Below are 21,225 nucleotides of genomic sequence, written 5' to 3'. Positions count from 1 at the left end.
GAACCCGCGCAGTGTGCCCACCTCGATGGGGCGACGCCACTGCATATTAATGCAGGTTGAATGCAATAAAAGTGAAGTTTAATAGGTGATAGGCGCAGACGAGTGGCTGACGACCCCCAGGATCCGGTCATGATTCTCTTCGCTCAGCAGCTGCTTGTGCAGGTTGTCGCGCAGCCCGGGGGCATCGCACAAGGGGCCATTCAACGCGACAACTGCGTCACGCAAGCCCATCAGGCGGTGCAGGCCGACGTGCAGCTGTTCGGGCATCAGCAGTGAGGGAGGGTCAGGCAATAAGTCATTGGGCACGGCGTGGTCCTTTCAATGAAGCCCGCCGCGTTTGAGTTCACGGCGGGCAGCGTCCTTGGCATGTTCCATTGGTAGTAAATAGTTACCGCAATTGGCGACCGAGTTTACATTTTGGATCCATGAGCGGGAATGGCAAAAGGCACCAGCCATTACGCATAGCTATGTAGGAGCTTTCGTGAGGAAGCCGGCCGAAGCCGGCTGGATCAGGGCTGTGCCGTCGCCGTGAGGTGCAGCAGCACATAGGGATTTTTGTCGAACTCACCCACCAGTGTCGGGGTGAGCTCGCGCAGGCGGGGCTCCTTCAACGCGGCGTAGTCGTCCAGGCTCATCACCAGCCAGGCTGGGGCCTGCAACGGCGCCAGGTCGGTGGTTGACTGGGTGAACAACGGCACACGGTCGCACTCGAGATTGACCATCAGCTTGATCGCCTTGGCGTCTTTGCCCAGGCCGTGCAGCACCACGGGCGCCGGTTGCTGGTTGATCTGCGCCTTGACCGCCAGGCTGAAGGTGCGCGTGTCGTAGAGCCTGCGCTCCAGCGGTTCGACCACCACGATGTAGGTTGCCCACAATGCCAATACCGCCGCCAATGCCGGGCCTGCCGGACGCAAGCGTGGCTTGAACCACGCCAGCACCGCCAGCACCTGCAACACGCCCAGCACGCCGAAGATCAGGCGCAAGTCGCCCACCTGCTCGGCGTAGCGGCGGCGCACCACCAGCAAGCCGATGATCAGCAGCGCCGGCAACAGGGTCCAGAGACCCAGCAGCACACCGCGCAGCCAGGCAAACACACGCCCTTGGCTGACCTGGAACGGGTACGCCGCAATGATTGCCGCCATCGGCAGCATCGGCAGCACATAACGCGCTTTCTTCGCCTGGGGGATCGACAGGCCAAGCATCACCAGCAAGCCCGCAGCGGCGCAGTACAGCACCAGTTGCAAGGCCGGCCCTGGCGCGCGTTTGCCGCCAAAGGCCACCGCCAGCAGCACCAGCAGCGCCATCGGATACGCCAGCGCGTAGTTGCCCAGGGAACTGGTGAAGTAATACAGCACGCCGCTGGAGCCTTCGCTGCCGTCCATGCGCCCGAGGAATTGCATGCGGATCACGTCCTGCATGAACACCTCGCCACCACTGAGCTTGGCCAGCAGCAACAACACCCCGACACAGGCCATCAGCAGCGCCAGCGCCAGCAAGCCGAAGCTGAACAGTTGTCGCCACTGGCGGTTGATCAGGTAGTAGCTGCACAGCACGCCCGTGGGAATCACCAGGCCGATCGGCCCGCGAATCGCAAAGCCTGCAATCAGCAGCAGGTACACCCAGTGCAGGCGTTTGCCGGCGCCGAAGTGATCATGGGCATAGCCGAGGTAAAACACCGCCAGGGTCACGGCGGCGAGCATCTGGTCCAGGGACACGGCACGGGTTTCGCTGACGAAGGTGCTGCTGAGCAACAGCATCGCCACACTGAGCAGGCCCCAGCGCGGGGAGTAGGGCGCCGTGAGGCGGTACACCAGGATCACGATCAGCGCCGAGGCAATCGCCGTGGGCAACCACGCCGTCAAGCTGGTGACCTGGCCCAGCGGCAACGAGAACAACCACGTCAGCAGCGTCGAGGTCGCCAGGTAATCGGCGTACGGCTGGCCGTAGGTGGTGGGGAAGAAACTCGGGCCATGGCGCAGCATCTCCTGGGCGAACACCACGAAGCGCGAGTCAAACCCGATGATCGCCTGGTGCCAGTTGCCGGCGATAAACAGCAGCAGCGCCAACAGCCCGAGCAGCAGGGACTGGCGGCGCACCGTGGCGTCTATGAAGGGCGCTTTGTTCACGTCTCAGGCTTCCACGACCTGATCTTGATCTGCCGATTGCGCCACCCATTGTTGCTGCGGCATCGGCAATTGGCAGGAATCGCCACGGCCAATCGGGAAGTACTGGAAGCCTTTGCGCGCCAGGCGTTCGCCGTCGTACAGGTTACGGCCGTCAAAGATCACCGGGGTTTTCAGGCGCGCGTGGATCAGGTCGAAATCCGGTGCCTTGAATTGCTGCCATTCGGTGCAGACGATCAGGCCGTCGGCGCCGCTCAGGGTCGATTCCGGGGTGCCCATCAGCATCAGTCGTGGGTCATCGCCGTAAATGCGCTGGGTTTCCTGCATGGCTTCGGGGTCGAAGGCGCGCACGTTGGCGCCGGCCGCCCACAGGGCTTCCATCAGCACACGGCTCGGCGCATCGCGCATGTCGTCGGTGTTGGGCTTGAACGCCAGGCCCCACACGGCAAAGGTCTTGCCCTTGAGGTCACCTTTGAAGAAAGCGTTGACGCGCTCGAACAGCTTGCTCTTCTGGCGCTGGTTGATCGCTTCCACGGCTTCCAGCAGGTCGCTGGAGCAGTTGGCCTGCTTGGCGCTGTGGATCAGGGCGCGCATGTCTTTGGGGAAGCACGAGCCGCCGTAACCGCAACCGGGGTAGATGAAGTGGTAGCCGATGCGCGAGTCGGCGCCAATCCCCAGGCGTACGGCTTCGATGTCGGCACCCAGGTGTTCGGCCAGTTCGGCGATCTGGTTGATAAAGCTGATCTTGGTCGCCAGCATGCAGTTGGCGGCGTACTTGGTCAGCTCGGCGCTGCGCAGGTCCATGAAGATGATGCGGTCGTGGTTGCGGTTGAAGGGCGCGTAGAGGTCACGCATCACGTCACGCACTTCTTCACGCTCGCAGCCGATGACGATGCGGTCCGGGCGGCGGCAGTCGGCAACCGCCGAGCCTTCCTTGAGGAATTCCGGGTTGGAGACGATATCGAATTCCAGGTGACGACCGGCCACACGCAGGGCTTTTTCGATATGGGCGCGCAGGGTGTCGCCGGTGCCGACGGGCACGGTGGACTTCTCCACGAGGATCACCGGATCCACACGGTGACGGGCCACGGCGTCGCCCACCGAACACGTATTTCAGATCGGCCGAACCGTCTTCGTCCGACGGCGTGCCCACGGCGATAAACAGCACTTCGCCGTGTTCGACCGCGAGCTTTTCATCATGGGTAAAGTGCAGTCGCCCGCTTTCCAGGTTCTCCTTGACCATCGCCGCCAGCCCCCGGCTCAAAGATCGTCACATGGCCTTTTTGCAGCGACTCGACCTTGTTCTTGTCAACGTCCATGCAGATGACATCGTGACCGACTTCGGCCAATACGGTGGCCTGCACCAGACCAACGTAACCACTACCAAATACACTGATTTTCATGGGGCATTCCTGGGACTTGTGGTGCTAGCACGGCGAGAGTTGATAACCAGAACTCCGAGGATGACCAACGCCACCCCCAGGGTTTTTGAAAGCGAAAAATGTTCGTTGAACACCGGCAGGCTGGCGGCCAGCAGATACACCAGCGCGTAGCTGATGCTCAGCAGCGAGTAGGCACGGCCCAGCGGCAGGTGCTTGAGCGCGCCCAGCCAGCAGAGCATCGACAGCGCATAGGCGAAGATCGCCAGCAGCACCGCGCCAAGGGCGCCGAGGTCGATGGTGTTGTTGCTGAGCGCACTCAGCCATTCGTGGGGCAGCGGCAGGCGCGTCATGCTCCAGCGCATGCCCAACTGGGCCGCACTGACCAAACCGACGCTGGCCAAGGCCAGGGCAAAGCCACGCATGCGGCTCATACCTGACGCCCCAGCAACACGACACCGGCAATCACCAGCCCCACGCCCAGCCAGTGGCGGCCATCGATGGGCTCATGAAAGACAAACCGTGCCACCAGCGTGACCAGCACAAAGTTGAGGCTGAGCATGGGGTAGGCGATGCCGACTTCCAGGCGCTGCAACACCAGCAACCACACCAGCAGGCCCAGGCCCAGGCACACCAACGCGGCCCACAGCCACGGCGCGCGCAGTTTCAGCGCCCAGCCGTCGGGCAGGTCGCGCCAGCTTTCCACGGCGAATTTCTGCGCGACCTGGCCCATGCACGTCAGCAGGCAGGCGGTCAATAGCAGGAGCAGGGTGATCATGGAGCCGCCTGCGGGAAGATCAGAATCACGATATTGCCTTGTTCAAAGCGCTGGCCGTCATTGGGCAGCAAGGCAACTTCGGCCATTTCATCGTCACCTTTAACCCGCATCACCACACCGACCGGACCTTTTTTGCGCGCATCGCTCATCCACTGTTGCACTTGGGTGGTGTCGATCTTGCGCGCGGCGCTGTCCGCGAAGGCCAGGCCGTATTTGACTTCGCCGACGGTGTTGTAAAGCGTCACGTCCGGGCGCGCCAGACGCCAGGACAGCGCCGACGCGGCGCCGAGGTCATTGCTGAGCAACGCCGTGGCCGGGCGCAGGGCTTGCAGGTGGTCGATGATGAATTGGTCCGGGGTCTTGTTGTAGACCACCGAATGGGGCAACGCGGCGGGTACCAGCGCCACCAGCAACCAGCTGCCAATCACTGGTGCCGCCCACAGTTTCAACGGGCGCGCGGCCTGCAGCAGGTTGGCGATGATCCAGCCGAACAAGAAGATGAACACCAGCACCAGGCTGAGGGTTTCCTGGCCCGGTTCGTACACCGGCTTTTTCAATTGGAACCAGGTGAGTGCCAGCAACGCGACGATGCCCACCACCAGGTTCAACCAGCCGTTGATACGCAGCGCACGGCTGCGGCCCGCGGCAAGCTTGTCGGCCAGGGTCGAGCCCATCAGCAAGGCCAGCGGCAACAGGCACGGCATGATGTAGGAGGGCAGCTTGCCCTTGGCCAGGCTGAAAAACGCCAGGGGCATCAGCAGCCAGAGCAGCAGGAATGCGGTCTTCGGCAGGCGCTTATCCCGCCACGCCTGTTTGACGGTGGACGGCAACAACGCCACCCACGGCAGCGAGAACGCCACCAGCAGCGGCAGGTAGTACCAGAACGGTTCGGCATGCTGGGCATCGTCACCGGCAAAGCGCTGGATATGCTCGTGCCAGAAGAAGAAGTTCCAGTAATCCGGCTCTTGCAGGTGCACCGCCAAGGCCCACGGCAGGCTGACCACAATCGCGACAGCGACGGCCACCAAGCCATAACCCAGCAGCTCACGGAAACGCTTTTGCCAAAGGGCGTAGGGCAGGGCGATCAGCACCGGCAGCAGCCAGGCGAGGAAGCCCTTGGTCATGAAGCCCATGCCACAGGCAAAACCCAACAACGCCCAGGAGGCCAGGCGGCCGTTGCGGGTGGTGCTGTCGAAGCAGAACCACAAGGCCACGCCGGTCAGGTTGACCCAGAAGGTGAACTGCGGATCGAGGTTGGCGTAGCCGCCCAGCGCCGCGACGCTGACAAAGCTCATGTAGAGCACGGTGCTGATCAGGCTTTTCTGCGGGTCATTCCACAACCGGCGCGACACCAGGTACACCAGCAGGATGCTCAAGCCAGTGCTCAAGGCCGAGGCAAAGCGCACACCGAACAGGTTCTGCCCGAAGATCGCCTGGCCCAGCGCAATCATCCAGTAGCCCGCCGCCGGTTTCTCAAAGTAGCGGATGCCCATGAAGTGCGGCGAGGCCCATTTGCCGGTCAGCAGCATTTCCTGGCTGATCTGCGCGTAGCGGGTTTCATCGGGGATCCACAGGCCATGGGTGGTCAGCGGCAACAGGTAGAACACGCCGAAGGCCAACAGCAGCAGAGGCAACGCCAGACGCCGGATCATGCCTGCTGCACTCCAAGCCAACCCTCACGCCCGGGCAAGGCGCCACGTACCAGCCGTTGCTGAGGCAGGGTGGTCAGGTCCGCGGGCAACAAGTCGCCCAGGGGTTTGAAGTCGATGCCGCGCTGCCCGGCCTGGGCGAGCAACTGGCGAAAATCGTTGGCCATCAGAATCCCTTCTACTTCAGCGTGGATCGTATAGACGTTGAGCTTCGAGGCGGCAAAGCGGTCGAGGATGAACGTATTGAAGTCTTTGGCAGCCACCACCGGCCCGACGACTTCGTCGAAGGTCGGCAGGTCTACCGGAATTTGTGGGGTGCCCGCGCTGCCATCGGCCAAGGTTGGACGAAACAGGCCGGTGCCCCGGCAATCACTGTTGTAGCGGAAGTTGAAGCCTTGCTTGGCTTGCACCACACGCTCATCGGCCCGCCAACCGGCGGCCGCTGAACAGTCGATGCGCTCACCGAGGATGTCGCTGAGGGTGTCGACGCCACGGCGGATCTGTTCGACCAACTGTGCCTCGCTCCAGCGCCCGGTGTTGGCCTGCCAGCCGTGGTGGTCCCAGGCGTGCAGGCCGACTTCATGCCCGGCGGCCTTGGCCTGGCGCATCAGATGCCCCAGGTCGCGGCCAATCGGCTTGCCCGGCCACGCCGTGCCGGCGAGCAGGATATCCAGGCCATACAGGCCGACGGCATTGGAACGCAGCATCTTCCACAGGAACTGCGGGCGGATGAGACGCCACAAGTGGCGCCCCATGTTGTCCGGCCCGACGCTGAAGAAGAACGTTGCCTTCACCCCGGCTTCATCCAGGGTTTCGAGCAGCCGCGGCACGCCTTCACGGGTGCCACGGTAGGTATCGACGTCAATGCGAAGACCTGCGTGCATTACTTCTTGTCCGCGATTTCGAGCATGGCTTCACGCAGGAAGAAGTCCAGGGTGTTGCCGATGGTTTCGCTCATTTCCACGGTCGGCTCCCAGTTCAGCAGGCGCTTGGCGTTTTCGATGCTTGGCTTGCGGTGTGCCACGTCCTGGTAGCCCGTGCCGTAGAACGCCTTGCTTTCCACGTCGCGGAAACCGGCGAACGGCGGGAAGTTGCCACGCAGCGGGTGCGCTTCGAACTGACGCAGCAGCTCTTCGCCCAACTGGCGGATGCTCGCCTCGTTTTCCGGGTTGCCGATGTTGATGATCTGGCCGTTGCACACGTCATTGTCGTTATCGATGATGCGTGCCAGGGCTTCGATGCCATCGGCGATGTCGGTGAAGCAACGCTTCTGCTCGCCGCCGTCGAACAGGCGGATCGGCGTGCCTTCCACCAGGTTGAGGATCAGCTGGGTGATGGCGCGGGAGCTGCCGATACGGGCCGAATCCAGGCGATCGAGGCGCGGGCCCATCCAGTTGAACGGACGGAACAGGGTGAAGTTCAGGCCTTTGGCGCCGTAGGCCCAGATCACGCGGTCCAGCAGTTGCTTGGAAACCGAGTAGATCCAGCGTTGCTTGTTGACCGGGCCGACCACCAGGTTGGAGGTGTCTTCGTCGAAGTACTGGTCCTGGCACATGCCATAGACTTCGGAGGTCGACGGGAAGATCACGCGCTTGTTGTACTTGACGCAGTAGCGCACCAGCTTGAGGTTTTCCTCGAAGTCCAGTTCGAACACGCGCAACGGGTTGCGGGTGTATTCGATGGGCGTGGCGATGGCCACCAGCGGCAGGACCACGTCGCACTTCTTGATGTGGTACTCGATCCACTCGGTGTGGATGCTGATGTCGCCTTCCACGTAGTGGAAGTTGGGGTGGCTGCGCAGGCGCTCGATGGCGTCGGAGCCGATGTCCAGGCCGTAGACTTCGTAACGGTCGTCACGCAGCAGGCGCTCGGACAAATGGTTACCGATAAAGCCGTTCACGCCGAGGATCAGTACACGGGTACGGCGCGGCTTGCGACCGGACTCGGCACCGCGCAACACCGAACCGTCCACCAGGCCCAGCTCGTTGGCCAGGGACGGGCCGGCCAGGTACAGGCCGTTGTCGTTGCGCTGGCCGAACTTGATCACCAGGGAGTCTTCACCGCAGGCGATGCGCAGCGGGTTGACGCTGATCACACGGCCTGGGGCCAGGCCTTCATTGCCCTTGACCACTTCGGCTTGCCATACGATCAGCTTGTGCTCGCCCACGGCGCAGAAGGCGCCCGGGTAAGGTTGGGTCACGGCGCGGACCAGGTTGAACAGTTCTTCCGCCGGCTTTTTCCACTCCAGCTTGCCATCGGCGGCGGTGCGGCGACCGAAGTAGGTGGCCTGGCTTTCGTCCTGGGCGGTGTCAGTCAACTTGCCTTGGGCCAGTTGTGGCAGTGCATCGCGCAGCAGGGTGGTGGCCGCGTCACGCAGTTTGGCGTGCAGGCTCAGGCCGGTGTCGGCGCGGTCGATGATGACTTTTTGCTGAGCGAGGATCGCGCCGGCATCGGCACGCTTGACCATGCGGTGCAGGGTCACGCCGGTTTCGGTTTCGCCGTTGACCAGTACCCAGTTCGCTGGGGCGCGGCCACGGTATTTCGGCAGCAGCGAGCCGTGCAGGTTGAACGCGCCTTTGCGCGCGGTGGCCAGCAGCGGCTCGCTGAGCAGGTTGCGGTAGTAGAACGAGAAGATGTAGTCCGGGTTCAGCTTGGCGATGCGCTCGATCCACAGCGGGTGGTTGGCGTCTTCCGGCGCGTGCACCGGGATGCCATTGCGGGCGCAGAGTTGGGCGACAGAGCCGTAGAAGTTGTTTTCCTTGGGATCATCGGCGTGGGTAAACACCGCAGCAATGTCGTAGCCGGCAGTCAGCAGGGCTTCAATACCGGCACAGCCAATATCGTGGTAGGCGAAGACAACGGCTTTTGAATTCATGACGAAACCTGATCGGAAGGAGAAGTAGAAGTGGTGTGGGAGGACACCAGGCCGTCAACAATGACGACTGGCGCCGGTGCTGCCGGGGTGTTGCGCAGCACTTTTTCGATAAAGAAGCGTGGGCGGGCGCGCACATCGCTGTACATGCGGCCCAGGTATTCACCCAAGAGGCCCATGCCGATGAACTGGCCACCGGTGAACACGAACAGCACCGCAAACAGCACGAACATGCCGTCGCCGGCCCATTGGGCGCCAAAGGCCAGGCGCATGACGATCAACGCCAGTGCAAACAGCACACCCAGGCCGGCGAGGCTGAAGCCGACGATGGACAGCAGGCGCAGCGGGGTGGTGGTCATGCACGTGAGCAGGTCGAACATCAGGCTGATCAGGCGCATGGCGCTGTATTTGGATTCACCGTGTTCACGCTCGGCGTGGTGCACGAGGATTTCCGTGGTGTGGCGCGCAAAACCGTTGGCCAGGATCGGGATAAAGGTGCTGCGCTCACGGCAGGCGAGCATGGCATCGACGATGGTGCGGCGGTACGCGCGCAGCATGCAGCCGTAGTCGGTCATGGCCACGCCGGTGGAACGCTGCACGGCCAGGTTGATCAGGCGCGACGGCCAGCGGCGGAAGGCCGAGTCCTGGCGGTTGTTGCGCACGGTAGCCACCACGTCGTAACCGAGGGCGGCTTGCTCCACCAGGCGCGGGATTTCTTCCGGCGGGTTCTGCAGGTCGGCGTCGAGGGTAATCACCACTTCGCCCCGGCACTGCTCGAAACCGGCCATGATCGCCGCGTGCTGGCCGTAGTTGCGATTGAGGATCACCGCCACCACGTGGCTGCCGTCTTCGGCGGCGGCGTCTTCGAGCATTTGCGCGGACTGGTCGCGGCTACCGTCATCCACCAGGATGATTTCGTATTCGTAGGCCAGTTGCTTGCAGGCTGCGGTGGTGCGACGCAGCAATTCAGGCAGGCTTTCTTCTTCGTTGTAGACCGGGATAACGATCGACACGCAATGAATAGGGTAGGGTTTCAAAGATTCAAGACCTCGGGGTTAGCGCAACTTGGAGCGTGAAAACAGCGGTCGTCAGGGGCGGTTGACGCCTTACCTGATTAAACTAAGCGTGGAGTGGCGATTATTCATTCGACTTTCCTGAGATGGGCAATGTGGTCTTCCATGGAGGCGTGTTGAGTAAAGCTCAAAACGAGTAAAGGTAAAGCGTAATCAACAGGTTAGTCGGGGAAGACGCGGTTCGTTCTCAAGTCATGGGGCCAAGATTAAGCGTAAAAATGTTGAACGAATATGAAAGGCAGATGAAAAACTCGTTTATTTGACAGGTAGACAGCCAGGGTTCAGCTACATGATCAGGCGCTTGAGCAGGGCATTCGTTTAAACCCTGCACAATGCCATTAATTGAAGAATCTTCTCTGCAAGACCCGGCAAGTGCCGGTAAAGTAAGCCCCCTCTTGCCAGGGTAATCGGATGAATAGCGTGCAGCTTTTACGGCCAGTGTTGATGGGGTTGATGATGACCGTGGCGTGTGTCACAGCGGTGCGGGCCGATGATGGAATAGCGCTCACCAGCATCGACCAGGTGCCGGACGGCGTGGAAGTGCGCGGCAAGCAGATCGCCGCTTATACCTGGGACGACCACCAGGGCAAAAACCTGCTGGTGCTCGCCGAACAGGTCAGCGAGCGCGATGACGATGGCACCCAGTCCGCGTTTGTCTATGCGGCCCAATACCTGATCGATGGCAACCGTCCCAAGCGCGTGTGGATGCTCTACGACGACGTGCAGCATTGCGAGTTTGACGCCTCGCTGCGCTTTGACCGGGCCGCGACCAAGGTCACCGACCTGTCCGGCGATGGCATCACCCAGGCCACCGTGGGCTATTCGCGCACCTGCACCAGTGACGTGAGCCCCAATGAATTCAAGCTGATCATGCACGTGGGCAAGTCACAGAAATACCGCCTGCGCGGCGTCGACCGTTATGGCGCCAGCTGGTGGGACGAAGACGCGGGCGCCCTGCGTGGCATGCCGCTGCCCAAGGATTGCAGCGTTGCTGCGCAACAGGCGCTGGTCAGCCAGTACAAGGAGCAGGGCACCGAATTGCCGTTGCCGGGTTGCTACAGCGAAGAGAAAGACTTCGCCAAGGCGCCGGAGGCGTACCTGACCTTTATGCGCCAGCACTGGTTCGCCCTGATGCAGAAGCAGGACACCGAATGGAGTCAGACCCAGACCCAACCGCAAGACCCGGTGGAGGACGATGACACGGCACCCTGATTTTGTGCCCACGCCATTCCTGCGTTAGACTCGGCCTTCGCCAATTCACTAAATATCTCGATTAAACAAAGGCTTGTTCGAGATATTTAATCCAAAGGCTGATCTATTTTGACCGAGTCCATCCGCAACCCGCTGACCCTCTACCTCACTCGCCTGGCGCCCTCCAGCCAGTTGACCATGCGCTACGTACTGCAGGATGCTGCCGACCGCCTGGGCTTCGAGGACATCAACCTCGAAGAAATCGACTGGCACCTGCTCCAGCCCGAACACGTGATCGCCCTGGTCGCCGCCCTGCGCGAGGACGGCTATGCGCCGAACACCTCATCGCTGTATGTCAACGCCGTGCGCGGGGTGATGAATGAAGCCTGGCGCCTCAGCCTGATCAGCCAGGAACACCTGCTGCGCATGCGCACGGTCAAGGCCGCGCCGGGCACACGCCTGAGCCAGGGCCGCAACCTGCGTCGCACCTTGATCCGCGAAATGATGGACGTCTGCGCCGCCGACCCACGCCCCCAGGGCCTGCGCGATGCCGCGGTGATCGGCATCCTGTACGGCTCGGGCATGCGCAAATCGGAGTCGGTCAACCTCGACCTGGCGCAGATCAACTTCGAAGAACGCAGCTTGCGGGTGATCGGCAAAGGCAATAAAGAGTTGATCAAATACGCCCCGGCCTGGGCCTTTGCCAAGTTACAGGCCTGGCTGGATTTTCGCCGCGAACACCTCAAGGAAGGCGAGCAGGACGACAGCTTCCTGTTCAACCGCATTCGCCGTGGCAGCCACATCACCCGCGAGCGCATTACCAAGCATGCGATCTACTACATCGCCCGCCAGCGCGGTGAACAGGTGGGGGTGAAGATCATGCCCCATGACTTCCGCCGCTCGTTTATCACGCGGGTGATTGAAGAACATGACCTGTCGATTGCGCAGAAACTGGCGCACCACACCAATATCCAGACCACGGCGAGCTATGACGTGCGCGAGGACAATGAGCGGCGGCGGGCGGTGGATCGGTTTGATTTGTAGGTGAGCACCGCAGCTCTGCTGAAGGAATGAAGAACTAAATGTGGGAGCCAGCTCCCACACAAGCCCACTCCCTCAGGGATTTGTGCATGATCAGGAGGAGGGCGGCACACTCGCCAGATGCGCCGGCAAACGACGCAACGTCCACAGCGTGGTGAGCATCGCCGCTACCGCACACAGCGCGATGCCAATCAACATCGGCGCCGGCGTATGGTCAGCGAACACACCGACGACCGTCATCGACACCGCCGCCACGATCATCTGGATCGCCCCCAGCAACGCCGACGCCGAACCCGCCACCGCGCCATGATCCTCCAGGGACAACACCCCGGCCGCTGGCAGCAATAGGCCGAGGAACCCGAAACCTATAAACAGCAGCGTCATCATCAGGCCCAGGCTATCGATCCACGCGGTGGTGATTGCCAGTGCGGCCAGGAACACCGTCACCGCAATCACCGACCCGCGAATCAACGGTGCCAACCCAAAGCGCGCGCTGAGGCGTGCAGTCAGTTGGCTCATGGCAAAGAACGATGCCGCGTTCAGGGCAAAGCACAGGCTGAATTGCGTGGGCGTCAGGCCGAAATATTCGATGTACACAAACGGCGCGCTACCGATAAACACAAAGAACGTGGCCAGCCCGAAGCCGCTGACCACCGCCAGGCCGGTAAACACCGGATCACGCAGCAGCGCGCCGTAGCTGCCAAACGCATTGCCCAGGTTTTTCCCCAGGCGCCGCTCGGCCGGATGGGTTTCGGGCAGTTGCACGACGGTCATCACCAGGCACGCCACGGCCACCACGGCGAGTACGGCAAACACTTCGCGCCAGCTCCAGATCGAAATCACCAGGCTGCCGGCCAATGGCGCCAGAATCGGCGACACACTCATCACCAGCATCAGCAACGCCATCAGACGCGCGGCTTCGTGGCCGGTGTACAGGTCGCGCACAATCGCCCGGGGAATCACCATCCCGGCACAGGCGCCAAACGCTTGTACGGCGCGAAAGCCGATCAGCACTTCGATGGTCGGCGCCAACGCGCAGCCCACGCTGCCTATCGCAAAGATCACCAGCCCGGCATAAATGGGTGGCTTGCGCCCGAACACATCACTGATCGGCCCGTAGAACAGCTGGCACACGCCAATGATCATGAAGAACACCGTCAGGCTCATCTGCACCGCTGCCGGCGAGGCGTGCAGGCTGGCGCCGAGGGTGGGCAGGGCAGGCAGGTAGATGTCGATGGCGAAGGGGCCGACAGCCGTGATCAAGCCCAGTAACAGGGCGAGGTGGGCGATGCTTCGAGACATGGGCAGTTCCGCGTGGAGCAAGGGGCGGTCAGCTTAAGGGATTCGTGCACATCCGCAAACTTGGGCTTCAATAACAGACAGTTGCTGCCGATAACGGTACAGGCGCAGCCCAACTGGCAGCCAGGCATGGGGATACCAGCATGACGATCAAACTTCGCTTGATGCTATTGATTGCCACCGGGTTGGTCACGGCGCTGATCATGAGCCTGGCCAGTTACGTGGGAAACACGCGGATGGGCCACGCCGTGCAAGACAACGAAGTGAGCATGACCGTACTGCGCAACCACATGGAAGCCGACATGATGCACGACGCCCTGCGTGCCGATGTGTTGTCGGCCATGTTGGTCGGGCTGGGCAAAAGCACCAGCACAACAGCTGAAGTCAACAGCGCCTTGCAGGAACACGCCGAGCACTTTCGCGAGGTTTTGGCGGACAACCTCAAGTTGCCGCTCGACGATACGCTCAAGACAAACCTGGAAAAAATCAAACCCAGCCTCGAGACCTACATCAGCACTGGCGAGCGCATTGTTGCCCTGGCCCTGAATGATCCCGAGGCCGCCCGCGAACAATTGACGACCTTTAACAGCGCCTTCAGCCAGCTTGAAGATCAAATGGCGAGCCTCAGCGAACTGATCGAACGCAACACCCAGCAGACCAGCGCGGGCACACGGCAGACCATTGCGAACGCCAACTTCACCTTGGGCGCGGTATTGATCGCCAGCCTGTTGTTGCTGCTGGCGCAAGGCCGCTGGGTCATCCTGAGCATCATGGGCCCGTTGCAGACAGCCAGTCGCATTGCCGCCAGCATCGCCCGTGGCAATTTGAGCGAACCGATTGTCGAGCCCGCGCGCAAGGACGAAGCCAGTGCGCTGATCCGCAGCCTCGCCACCATGCAGCGCGACTTGCGCGGCATGATCGAAGTGGTGCGCAGCAACGCCCATGGCGTCAATGGCAAGAGCGAGCAACTGAGCCATGGCTGCCATGAAGTGGCCGGCAGCAGCCAGCAACAAAGCGCGGCCGCGAGCACCATGGCCGCAGCGGCCAGCGAAATGACCGCCAGCATCGAAGAAATCACCCGCCATGCCGGCCGCGCACTGGCGATGGCCAATCAGGCTGAAACCCTGGCCAAGGACGGTGGCCGGGTGATCCACCAGGTCGTCAGTGACATGGATGGCATCGCCCGCTCGGCGCAGCAGTCGGCCCAGGTTATCCGCACGCTGGACAAGGAGTCGGAGGCGATCTTCAGCATCATCCAGGTGATCAAAGGCATCGCCGACCAAACCAATCTACTGGCCCTGAACGCCGCAATCGAGGCCGCCCGCGCCGGTGAACAAGGGCGCGGTTTCGCCGTGGTCGCCGACGAGGTCCGCAGCCTGGCCGGGCGCACCAGCGCATCAACCCAGGAAATCGCCAGCATGGTCGGGCGCATCCAGCAAAACACCCGGGAAGCGGTGACCAGCATGGAGGAGGGCGTGGCTCAAGTGGACAAAGGCATGGCCGTGACCGCCGAAGTCGAACGGGCGATCCGCGAGATCCTGCAAGCCACGTTGAACACCACGGAATTGGTGAACGACATCTCCCGCACGATTGGCGAGCAGAGCCTGGCCAGCAATGAGATTGCGCACCAGGTGGAGATGATTGCGGGCATGTCGGAGAGTAACAGCCGGGTGATTGCAGCGACGGCGTCGACCACGGACGAGTTGTCGTCGTTGGCGGGGGAGCTTTCGCAGTCGGTGGATCGGTTTCGTTTGTAGGTTGGGGCTTAACATATAACTAAACTAAATGACTATTTAGTTTAGTTATAATTATATTGAATATCAGAGCAGGCAGGTCAGGGCGCTTTCTTGTCCCTGTCACCGAGGCTGAACAGGCGTTTGTTGACGGAATAACCGGCCACACGCCATTGGCCGTCATCCTCGCGAAGCACCACTTTTTCCGTTGCGGGCCCGCTGCTGAACGTGGTGACACACTCAACCACCGCATAACTGCCAGCCGGAGCATCTGGCATCTGGCTCGTGAAACCGATCTGCGCGGAATCACGCTCCACAAACGTACCGAGCCCAACGCGCATGGCCTTGATCCCGCTAGTCCAGACCGTCTCGGACGTCGTCGCTTTAAGCAGCGGACTGGCAACCGGCCAAGTCTGATCGACACTGCCTGAATCGAGCAGGCGTAAAAACTCGACCGTAGCGTTGAACACATCGCGCTGTTGTTGTTCGGTGGCCGGTTCGGACTCAATGACCTTGGGTGGGTTCTTGTTGAAGCTGACATCACAAGCCGACAACAGCAACGAAGATAAAAGCACAGCGGCGAGTTGCTTCATGCAAAGCCTCATGAGGTGATGGCGTCCGTGAAGCGAGTAAAGATGAGGATTGCGGGGGTTGCCATTGGTAGAGGGAAAATAGGCTCTGCGAGATTTGAAATCTGGCCTGCCACGACCCTGATGGGTGTATATGGTGTTACGCATAATGTATATTATGTTAAATCAAGGATCATATCATAGGTGTCACTTAAAGATTTACTGATCGTTGCGATCCGACGATCCTCCGCAATGACTTACCAAAAAATCAGTCAAGTCTTCAGCTGCTTGGTCCGACAGTAAGCCGACAACGACTGTAATGCCTGCATCTTGTAGCATCCTTATCCCCGTTCCCGAATTTCTCGGATCGGGATCAAGCACTCCAACAAACACTTTCTCGACCCCGCTGTTTATCAATGCCAAAGCGCATGACGGCGTTCGGCCATGAAAAGAGCATGGCTCAAGCGTGACAAATGCAGTCACCCCGGAGCGGCAATCCGTGAATCGGCTTAACGCCATCGCTTCCGCGTGTTGGAGCCCAGGCGCCTGTGTATAGCCTTGGCTTATCACCACGTTGTCCCTTACCAGCACGCAACCTACTGGTGGGTTTGGAAGGCAATCTGGTAAGGCTAAGCGCCCTTGGGCAAGAGCAAGCCGCATGAAATCGGTATCAGAGGTAAGACTAGGCATATTCGATTGATGTTTATCCTTAATGTGTGATGAGTATCAAAGGACGTTATCAATCTGCGAAACCACAGCCATCGTTGCCTCACCAATTGTTCCTTCATTCCTACACAAAACCCACCCCTGCTCCAAAACCGCCCCCTCAAACGCTTCAGTACAAGCCACCTGTTCATCCACCGTGTTAATCACCGTGCTCCCCAACCCACGCCGACGCGCTGCCGCCCGTGCCCATGACAACTCAGGCTCCGTCACCACCCCCCACATGCAAATCCGGCACCCGCACCCCTCGTTCCAGATTCAACTGCAAAATCTGCGCAAACGGCACCAACCTGCGAAACGCCGCATCCGACGGGTACCAACGATCAATCAAGATAATGCTGTCAGCCGGCTGCTTGACCAGCACATTCTCGGAGATCCAAGCCCGACTCTCCGCCAGTCGCTCACACACCGCCCATTCCAACGCCCGGCTCGGATCTCTGGCGAGCTTGTTCACCAGCGCCATGGTTTCCCCCCTGAAGGGATCACTCTTTTTCTCACACAGGCGGATAACCTTCTTGCCCTGGGCCCGCAGTTCTCGCGTAACCGCCTCCAGCAACGTGGTTTTCCCGGTCCCCTTGGGCCCATCAAGCGCAACAAACAGCGGACGATTCATGCGGCAAACAACAAGTGGAAAATTGGCGCCCACTCTACCCCGATTTCTGCCTAGCCGAACCGTGGAATTGCCAACCCCAGGCTTTCGCGCAAGGTCGTGCCTTCATACGCCGTGCGATACACCCCACGCGCTTGCAGCAACGGAATGACTTCCTGCGTGAACCGGCTGAACTGCTCCGGATGCCCTATATAGATGTTGAACCCATCCACCGCCCGCGCCTCGAACCAATCGGCGATTTTCTGCGCGACGGTCTCCGCCGAGCCCACGAACGCGCCCGGGCGCAGTTGTCGGCCAAACTCCACTGCTTGGCGCAAGGTGAAGCCTTTCTCCCGCGCCTGATCGGCAATCCGCTTAGCGGCGGTGAAGAAGCTGCTGCGCGCGGCCTCCAAACTCTCCTGGGGAAACGGCGCATCCAAATCGTATTGGCTGAAATCATGCCAGCCAAAATTGCGCCCGAATTCCTTCAGTGCCAGTTCAAAACTATGGTCGACCTGATGGTAATGCTGCTCGATTTCCCGCGCGTGGGCGTCGCTGTCCCCCACATAGATTTCGGCGCCGGGCATCACCAGTAACTGTGATGGCTCGCGGCCGTGTTGCACCGCCCTGCCCTTTATATCCCGGTAAAACGCCTGGCCCTGTTCGATGCTCGCGGCGTGAGTGAAGATGACGTCCGCCGTGGCGGCGCCGAGGTCGCGGCCTTGCTCGGAGTCGCCGGCCTGGAAGATCACCGGCTGGCCCTGGGGCGAACGCTGGATGTTCAGCGGGCCGACCACCGAGAAATGCTCGCCTTTGTGATCCAGGCTGTGCAGTTTGCTCGGGTCGAAGAATTGGCCGGTGGCGCGGTCACGCACAAAGGCATCGTCTTCGTAGGAGTTCCACAGTCCTTGCACCACTTGCACGTGTTCGGCCGCGCGGCCGTAGCGTGTGTCGTAGTCGTAGTGCTCGTCACGGCTGTAGTTGCCCGCTGTGCCGGCATCGCCGCTGGTGACGACGTTCCAGCCGGCGCGGCCTTTGCTGATGAGGTCGAGGGAGGCCAGTCGCCGTGCGACGTTGTACGGTGAGTTGTAGGACGTCGTCAGGGTACCCACCAGGCCCAAATGCCGCGTGCTCACCGCCAGCGCGGACAGCAGCGTCAGCGGTTCCAGGCGATTCAAATAATGAGATGGCGAGCCCGGGGTGATGAACTGGCTGTCGACGATAAACATCAGGTCAAACAGTGCCGCCTCGGCCTGGCGGGCGATGTCGATGTACCAGTCGACGTTGACGCTGGCATCGGCCGGCAATTGCGGGTCAAGCCACAGGTTGTGCCGGCCCGGGCCGCCGCAGCCCATGGTCAGGGCGCCGAGTTTCAGCTGTCGTTTGCTCATGTGTGGGGTGTTCCTTGCGGCGTTCAGGGCTGGGTTTTGGCGACGGCGGGCTGTAAGGCGCCGGCAAAGGAGGCGTCGAACAGGCTGGCGGCGGCGTAGGACTTGACCAGGCCTTCACTGGCGAAAAAGTCCACGGTCTTTTGCGCGTCCACCGGCGACTGGGCGGTGACCGGTTCTACGGTCGTGCGCGCGCGGGCAAACCAGGCGCGGGCGATGTCGGCGTCGGCGCGGGTGCGTTTGGCCCAGGCATCCGCATACGCGTCGGCGTTGGCCGGGTTCAGGCGTGTCCAGTCGCGGGCTTTTTTCAGGCGTTGCAGGAAATCGCTGATCTGCGCGCGTTTGGTGTCCACCGCTTTGGCATTGGCGGCGATGTAGCTCTGGGCCGGGATCAAGCCGTCAGCCGTTGCCAGCACCCGCGCGCCTTGGCGCTCCTGCTGGGTGACGTAGGGTTCCCAGGTGGCGATGACGTCCACCGAGCCGCCTTCCAGCGCATGGGAGGCATCCAACGCACTGAGGTAACGGAACTCCAGCGAATCCCGAGCAACCCCAGCCTTGTCGAGTGCGGTCAGCAGCAGTTGTTGGCTCCAGGAGCCTTTCCAGATCGCCGCGCGCTTGCCGGCCAGGTCCGCGAGGCTATGGATCGATGACTCCTTTTTCACCAGGATCGCCACCCCCTCGAGATTCTGCCGAGTGACGGCAATCACCTTGATCGGCGCGCCCAAAGCCCCGAGGAACAGCACCGGCGCATCGCCGAGCAAGCCGATATCCAGGCTGTTGGCGTTCAGCGCCTCGGCCACCGGCGAACCGGCGGTAAATTGTTTCCACTCCAGGGTATAGGGCAGGTTATCCAGCACCCCCGCGGCCTCCATGACGGCCTGGGCGTTGTAGCTCTGGTCGCCGACGGTCAGGGTCTGCGCCTGGGCCGTCAGGCTCAGCAACGCGCCAGCCAGGGCCGCCGCCAGTGTTGTCAGGTAACGCACATCAATCTCCAGATGCCTTCTCGGGCAGGTCAGGTCGATCCGCGCGCGCGGTCTCGGCAGTATTCACAAGGTGGGCTACGATGAGGCCAGAATCGCGGCGTGTAAAATACCCATAATGCATAACGTAATTCTATAATAATGCGCCTAATGCATTTTCATCATCAGCGCACCCCGCGGCACATTGCGCAGTGCCCGGCACCACCTACACTGATTTGAACCCGGTTTTCCCGTGTCCTTTTCAGCGAGCCCGCCTGATGCAGATCGGCCTCCCTCGACAAGCCTCTCGCCTGGCCCCCTTGAGCCTGTTGTGCCTCGCCCTCGCCGCCTGCACCGTCGGCCCTGACTTCCAGCGCCCCGACGTACCCGCAGGCGCGGGCTATACAAAAGAAAACCTGACCAGCACCGCGCACGCCGACATCGACGCCGGCGGCGCGGCACAACGGCTGGTCGCCGGCCTGGATATCCCCGGGCAATGGTGGACGCTGTTCCGCTCACCCGCACTCAATGCGTTGGTCGAAGAAGCCTTGCGCGCCAACCCGGATGTCAGCGCCGCCCAAGCCGCGTTACGACAAGCCAACGAGCTGGTCTACGCCGATCAGGCGTCGCTGTTTCCCTCCGTCAGCGCCAACGCGTCGAAAACCCGCGAGAAACTCTCCGGGGTGCAGACCGGCAGCCCGTCGTCACCGATCCTCACGATCAATTCGGCGTCATTGAGCGTGTCCTACGCCCCGGATGTGTTCGGCGGCACCCGCCGGCAAATCGAGTCCAGCACGGCGCAGGCCGAGTACGAACGCTTCCAGCTGGAAGCGACCTACCTGACCTTGACCGCCAACGTGGTCAACACCGCGATCAACCTGGCCTCCGTGCGCGATCAGGTCGCCGCCACCGAAGAAATCATCCGCCTGCAAAGCGGCCAGCTCGACCTGTTGCAGGCCCAGCGCCAGCTCGGCGCCATCGGCAATACCGACGTGCTCACCCAGCAAACCAGCCTGGCGCAAACCCGCGCGACCTTGCCGCCGCTGCAAAAGCAGTTGGCGCAAACCCGCAACCAGCTGATGGCCTACCTGGGCCGGTTTCCCAACCAGGACCGTGGCGAGGCGTTCAACCTCGCGTCCCTGCACTTGCCGCAGGAATTGCCGGTCAGCCTGCCCTCGGCCCTCGTCGGCCAGCGCCCCGATGTGCAATCGGCGCAGGCGCAGTTGCATCAGGCCAGTGCCTATATCGGCGTGGCCGTGGCCAACCAGCTGCCGCAGTTCAGCATTACCGGGTCGCTGGGTTCCACGGTGGCCAGCGGGACTCAGCTGTTTTCGGCCGGCACCGGCGTGTGGAGCCTGGCCGGGGCGATTGCCCAACCGATCTTCGATGCCGGCGCGCTGGAACACCGCAAGCGCGCTGCCGTGGCCGCCTATGACGAGTCGGCCGCGCGCTATCGCGGCACCGTGCTTATCGCGTTCCAGGATGTGGCCAACGCCCTGCGCGCCCTGCAAGCCGATGCCGATGCGCTCAACCAACAGGTGGTGGCCGAGCGCTCGGCGCAAGCCAACCTGGACCTGGTGCAAGCCCAGTTCAAGCTCGGCGCCGTGGCCTATATCAACCTGCTCACGGCCCAGCAGACCTACCAGAACACCGTGCTGGCGCGGGTGCGCGCGCAGGCGGCGCGGTACAGCGACACCACGGCGCTGTTCCAGGCCCTGGGCGGCGGCTGGTGGAACCGCAGCGACGTAGACCCCGCCACCGCAGGCCGCCCGGACCGCTTCGGCTTGCCCACCTGGCAAGAACTCCGGCCGGCCCACACGGCGGCGACTGAACCGACTCCTTGATACAGCGAGAACCCC

The 21,225-nt window shown here is 61.7% G+C and carries 17 protein-coding genes and 3 pseudogenes; 5 read left to right on the top strand and 15 right to left on the bottom strand.

The genetic code is table 11. From position 1 onward, the window contains the following. Window positions 1-78 precede the first annotated feature (78 nt). The 9 genes and pseudogenes from PSH87_RS13670 to arnC all read right to left on the bottom strand — a co-directional run bounded on the left by PSH87_RS13670 (window position 79) and on the right by arnC (window position 9,838). Entirely contained in the window at window positions 79-306 is a 228-nt protein-coding gene (locus PSH87_RS13670; RefSeq protein ID WP_157356543.1) for a hypothetical protein, read from the bottom strand. Between the two features lie 203 nt (window positions 307-509). Continuing rightward, window positions 510-2,126 (bottom strand): glycosyltransferase family 39 protein, encoded by a 1,617-nt coding sequence (locus PSH87_RS13665; RefSeq protein WP_305434154.1) that lies wholly within the window; start codon window positions 2,124-2,126, stop codon window positions 510-512. A gap of 3 nt (window positions 2,127-2,129) precedes the next feature. Beyond that, a pseudogene (locus PSH87_RS13660) lies at window positions 2,130-3,526 on the bottom strand (UDP-glucose/GDP-mannose dehydrogenase family protein). Beyond that, window positions 3,523-3,936: a 4-amino-4-deoxy-L-arabinose-phosphoundecaprenol flippase subunit ArnF gene (gene arnF / locus PSH87_RS13655; RefSeq protein ID WP_026136969.1), complete on the bottom strand. Its 414-nt coding sequence runs from the start codon at window positions 3,934-3,936 to the stop codon at window positions 3,523-3,525. Before arnF ends, PSH87_RS13660 begins: the two are co-directional and overlap by 4 nt. Next, window positions 3,933-4,280, bottom strand: coding sequence for a 4-amino-4-deoxy-L-arabinose-phosphoundecaprenol flippase subunit ArnE (gene arnE, locus PSH87_RS13650; protein ID WP_305434152.1), 348 nt, complete (start codon window positions 4,278-4,280; stop codon window positions 3,933-3,935). The genes arnF and arnE overlap by 4 nt, the downstream gene beginning before the upstream one ends. Continuing rightward, complete coding sequence (arnT, locus tag PSH87_RS13645; protein WP_305434150.1) at window positions 4,277-5,932, bottom strand: lipid IV(A) 4-amino-4-deoxy-L-arabinosyltransferase; 1,656 nt, start codon at window positions 5,930-5,932, stop codon at window positions 4,277-4,279. Before arnT ends, arnE begins: the two co-directional genes overlap by 4 nt. Next, complete coding sequence (arnD, locus tag PSH87_RS13640) at window positions 5,929-6,813, bottom strand: 4-deoxy-4-formamido-L-arabinose-phosphoundecaprenol deformylase (protein ID WP_305434148.1); 885 nt, start codon at window positions 6,811-6,813, stop codon at window positions 5,929-5,931. Before arnD ends, arnT begins: the two co-directional genes overlap by 4 nt. Beyond that, a complete protein-coding gene (gene arnA, locus PSH87_RS13635) occupies window positions 6,813-8,804 on the bottom strand; it encodes a bifunctional UDP-4-amino-4-deoxy-L-arabinose formyltransferase/UDP-glucuronic acid oxidase ArnA (protein ID WP_305434147.1) in 1,992 nt (663 codons plus the stop codon). Before arnA ends, arnD begins: the two co-directional genes overlap by 1 nt. Continuing rightward, window positions 8,801-9,838, bottom strand: coding sequence for an undecaprenyl-phosphate 4-deoxy-4-formamido-L-arabinose transferase (gene arnC / locus PSH87_RS13630; RefSeq protein WP_032865044.1), 1,038 nt, complete (start codon window positions 9,836-9,838; stop codon window positions 8,801-8,803). Before arnC ends, arnA begins: the two co-directional genes overlap by 4 nt. Window positions 9,839-10,285: 447 nt before the next feature. On the opposite strand from arnC, the gene PSH87_RS13625 reads away from it, so the two are divergent. Further along, complete coding sequence (locus PSH87_RS13625) at window positions 10,286-11,086, top strand: M949_RS01915 family surface polysaccharide biosynthesis protein (RefSeq protein ID WP_305434145.1); 801 nt, start codon at window positions 10,286-10,288, stop codon at window positions 11,084-11,086. Between the two features lie 108 nt (window positions 11,087-11,194). Continuing rightward, window positions 11,195-12,109, top strand: coding sequence for a tyrosine recombinase XerC (xerC, locus tag PSH87_RS13620; protein WP_017738148.1), 915 nt, complete (start codon window positions 11,195-11,197; stop codon window positions 12,107-12,109). Window positions 12,110-12,199: 90 nt separating this feature from the next. Here xerC and PSH87_RS13615 read toward each other — a convergent pair whose 3' ends face one another. Next, entirely contained in the window at window positions 12,200-13,408 is a 1,209-nt protein-coding gene (locus PSH87_RS13615; protein ID WP_305434142.1) for a multidrug effflux MFS transporter, read from the bottom strand. A gap of 140 nt (window positions 13,409-13,548) precedes the next feature. Here PSH87_RS13615 and PSH87_RS28850 point away from each other — a divergent pair. Continuing rightward, a pseudogene (locus tag PSH87_RS28850) lies at window positions 13,549-14,256 on the top strand (MCP four helix bundle domain-containing protein); the annotation flags it as partial. A 42-nt stretch (window positions 14,257-14,298) separates the two neighbouring features. Further along, complete coding sequence (locus PSH87_RS28845; RefSeq protein WP_370695322.1) at window positions 14,299-15,162, top strand: methyl-accepting chemotaxis protein; 864 nt, start codon at window positions 14,299-14,301, stop codon at window positions 15,160-15,162. Between the two features lie 77 nt (window positions 15,163-15,239). Here the strand turns inward: PSH87_RS28845 and PSH87_RS13605 are convergent, their stop codons facing one another. The 5 genes and pseudogenes from PSH87_RS13605 to PSH87_RS13585 form a co-directional block, all read right to left on the bottom strand. Beyond that, complete coding sequence (locus tag PSH87_RS13605) at window positions 15,240-15,731, bottom strand: DUF4019 domain-containing protein (RefSeq protein WP_305434140.1); 492 nt, start codon at window positions 15,729-15,731, stop codon at window positions 15,240-15,242. A gap of 195 nt (window positions 15,732-15,926) precedes the next feature. Continuing rightward, a complete protein-coding gene (locus PSH87_RS13600; protein ID WP_305434308.1) occupies window positions 15,927-16,367 on the bottom strand; it encodes a bifunctional diaminohydroxyphosphoribosylaminopyrimidine deaminase/5-amino-6-(5-phosphoribosylamino)uracil reductase RibD in 441 nt (146 codons plus the stop codon). Between the two features lie 66 nt (window positions 16,368-16,433). Further along, window positions 16,434-17,043: pseudogene (locus PSH87_RS13595) on the bottom strand (dTMP kinase). A gap of 50 nt (window positions 17,044-17,093) precedes the next feature. After that, window positions 17,094-18,410: an LLM class flavin-dependent oxidoreductase gene (locus PSH87_RS13590; protein ID WP_305434138.1), complete on the bottom strand. Its 1,317-nt coding sequence runs from the start codon at window positions 18,408-18,410 to the stop codon at window positions 17,094-17,096. 23 nt (window positions 18,411-18,433) lie between these two features. Beyond that, complete coding sequence (locus PSH87_RS13585; RefSeq protein WP_305434137.1) at window positions 18,434-19,390, bottom strand: ABC transporter substrate-binding protein; 957 nt, start codon at window positions 19,388-19,390, stop codon at window positions 18,434-18,436. 254 nt (window positions 19,391-19,644) lie between these two features. On the opposite strand from PSH87_RS13585, the gene PSH87_RS13580 reads away from it, so the two are divergent. Then, window positions 19,645-21,210, top strand: a complete 1,566-nt coding sequence (locus PSH87_RS13580; RefSeq protein ID WP_305434135.1) for an efflux transporter outer membrane subunit — start codon at window positions 19,645-19,647, stop codon at window positions 21,208-21,210. Window positions 21,211-21,225 lie beyond the last annotated feature (15 nt).

Origin of the sequence: Pseudomonas sp. FP453, assembly GCF_030687495.1 — a bacterium.
GTDB lineage: Bacteria > Pseudomonadota > Gammaproteobacteria > Pseudomonadales > Pseudomonadaceae > Aquipseudomonas.
The sequence above is the reverse complement of the archived record's forward strand: the minus strand, read 5'-3'. Positions and strand labels throughout refer to the sequence as shown.

What these genes read in the sequence shown, in the direction of transcription:
- arnD (WP_305434148.1), bottom strand. Translation starts at nt 6,813, where the DNA reads ATGCACGCAGGTCTTCGCATTGACGTCGATACCTACCGTGGCACCCGT.
- PSH87_RS13615 (WP_305434142.1), bottom strand. Translation starts at nt 13,408, where the DNA reads ATGTCTCGAAGCATCGCCCACCTCGCCCTGTTACTGGGCTTGATCACG.
- PSH87_RS13625 (WP_305434145.1), top strand. Translation starts at nt 10,286, where the DNA reads ATGAATAGCGTGCAGCTTTTACGGCCAGTGTTGATGGGGTTGATGATG.
- arnT (WP_305434150.1), bottom strand. Translation starts at nt 5,932, where the DNA reads ATGATCCGGCGTCTGGCGTTGCCTCTGCTGCTGTTGGCCTTCGGCGTG.
- arnE (WP_305434152.1), bottom strand. Translation starts at nt 4,280, where the DNA reads ATGATCACCCTGCTCCTGCTATTGACCGCCTGCCTGCTGACGTGCATG.
- PSH87_RS13590 (WP_305434138.1), bottom strand. Translation starts at nt 18,410, where the DNA reads ATGAGCAAACGACAGCTGAAACTCGGCGCCCTGACCATGGGCTGCGGC.
- PSH87_RS13600 (WP_305434308.1), bottom strand. Translation starts at nt 16,367, where the DNA reads ATGCGGCTTGCTCTTGCCCAAGGGCGCTTAGCCTTACCAGATTGCCTT.
- PSH87_RS13580 (WP_305434135.1), top strand. Translation starts at nt 19,645, where the DNA reads ATGCAGATCGGCCTCCCTCGACAAGCCTCTCGCCTGGCCCCCTTGAGC.
- arnF (WP_026136969.1), bottom strand. Translation starts at nt 3,936, where the DNA reads ATGAGCCGCATGCGTGGCTTTGCCCTGGCCTTGGCCAGCGTCGGTTTG.
- arnA (WP_305434147.1), bottom strand. Translation starts at nt 8,804, where the DNA reads ATGAATTCAAAAGCCGTTGTCTTCGCCTACCACGATATTGGCTGTGCC.
- PSH87_RS28845 (WP_370695322.1), top strand. Translation starts at nt 14,299, where the DNA reads ATGCAGCGCGACTTGCGCGGCATGATCGAAGTGGTGCGCAGCAACGCC.
- PSH87_RS13605 (WP_305434140.1), bottom strand. Translation starts at nt 15,731, where the DNA reads ATGAAGCAACTCGCCGCTGTGCTTTTATCTTCGTTGCTGTTGTCGGCT.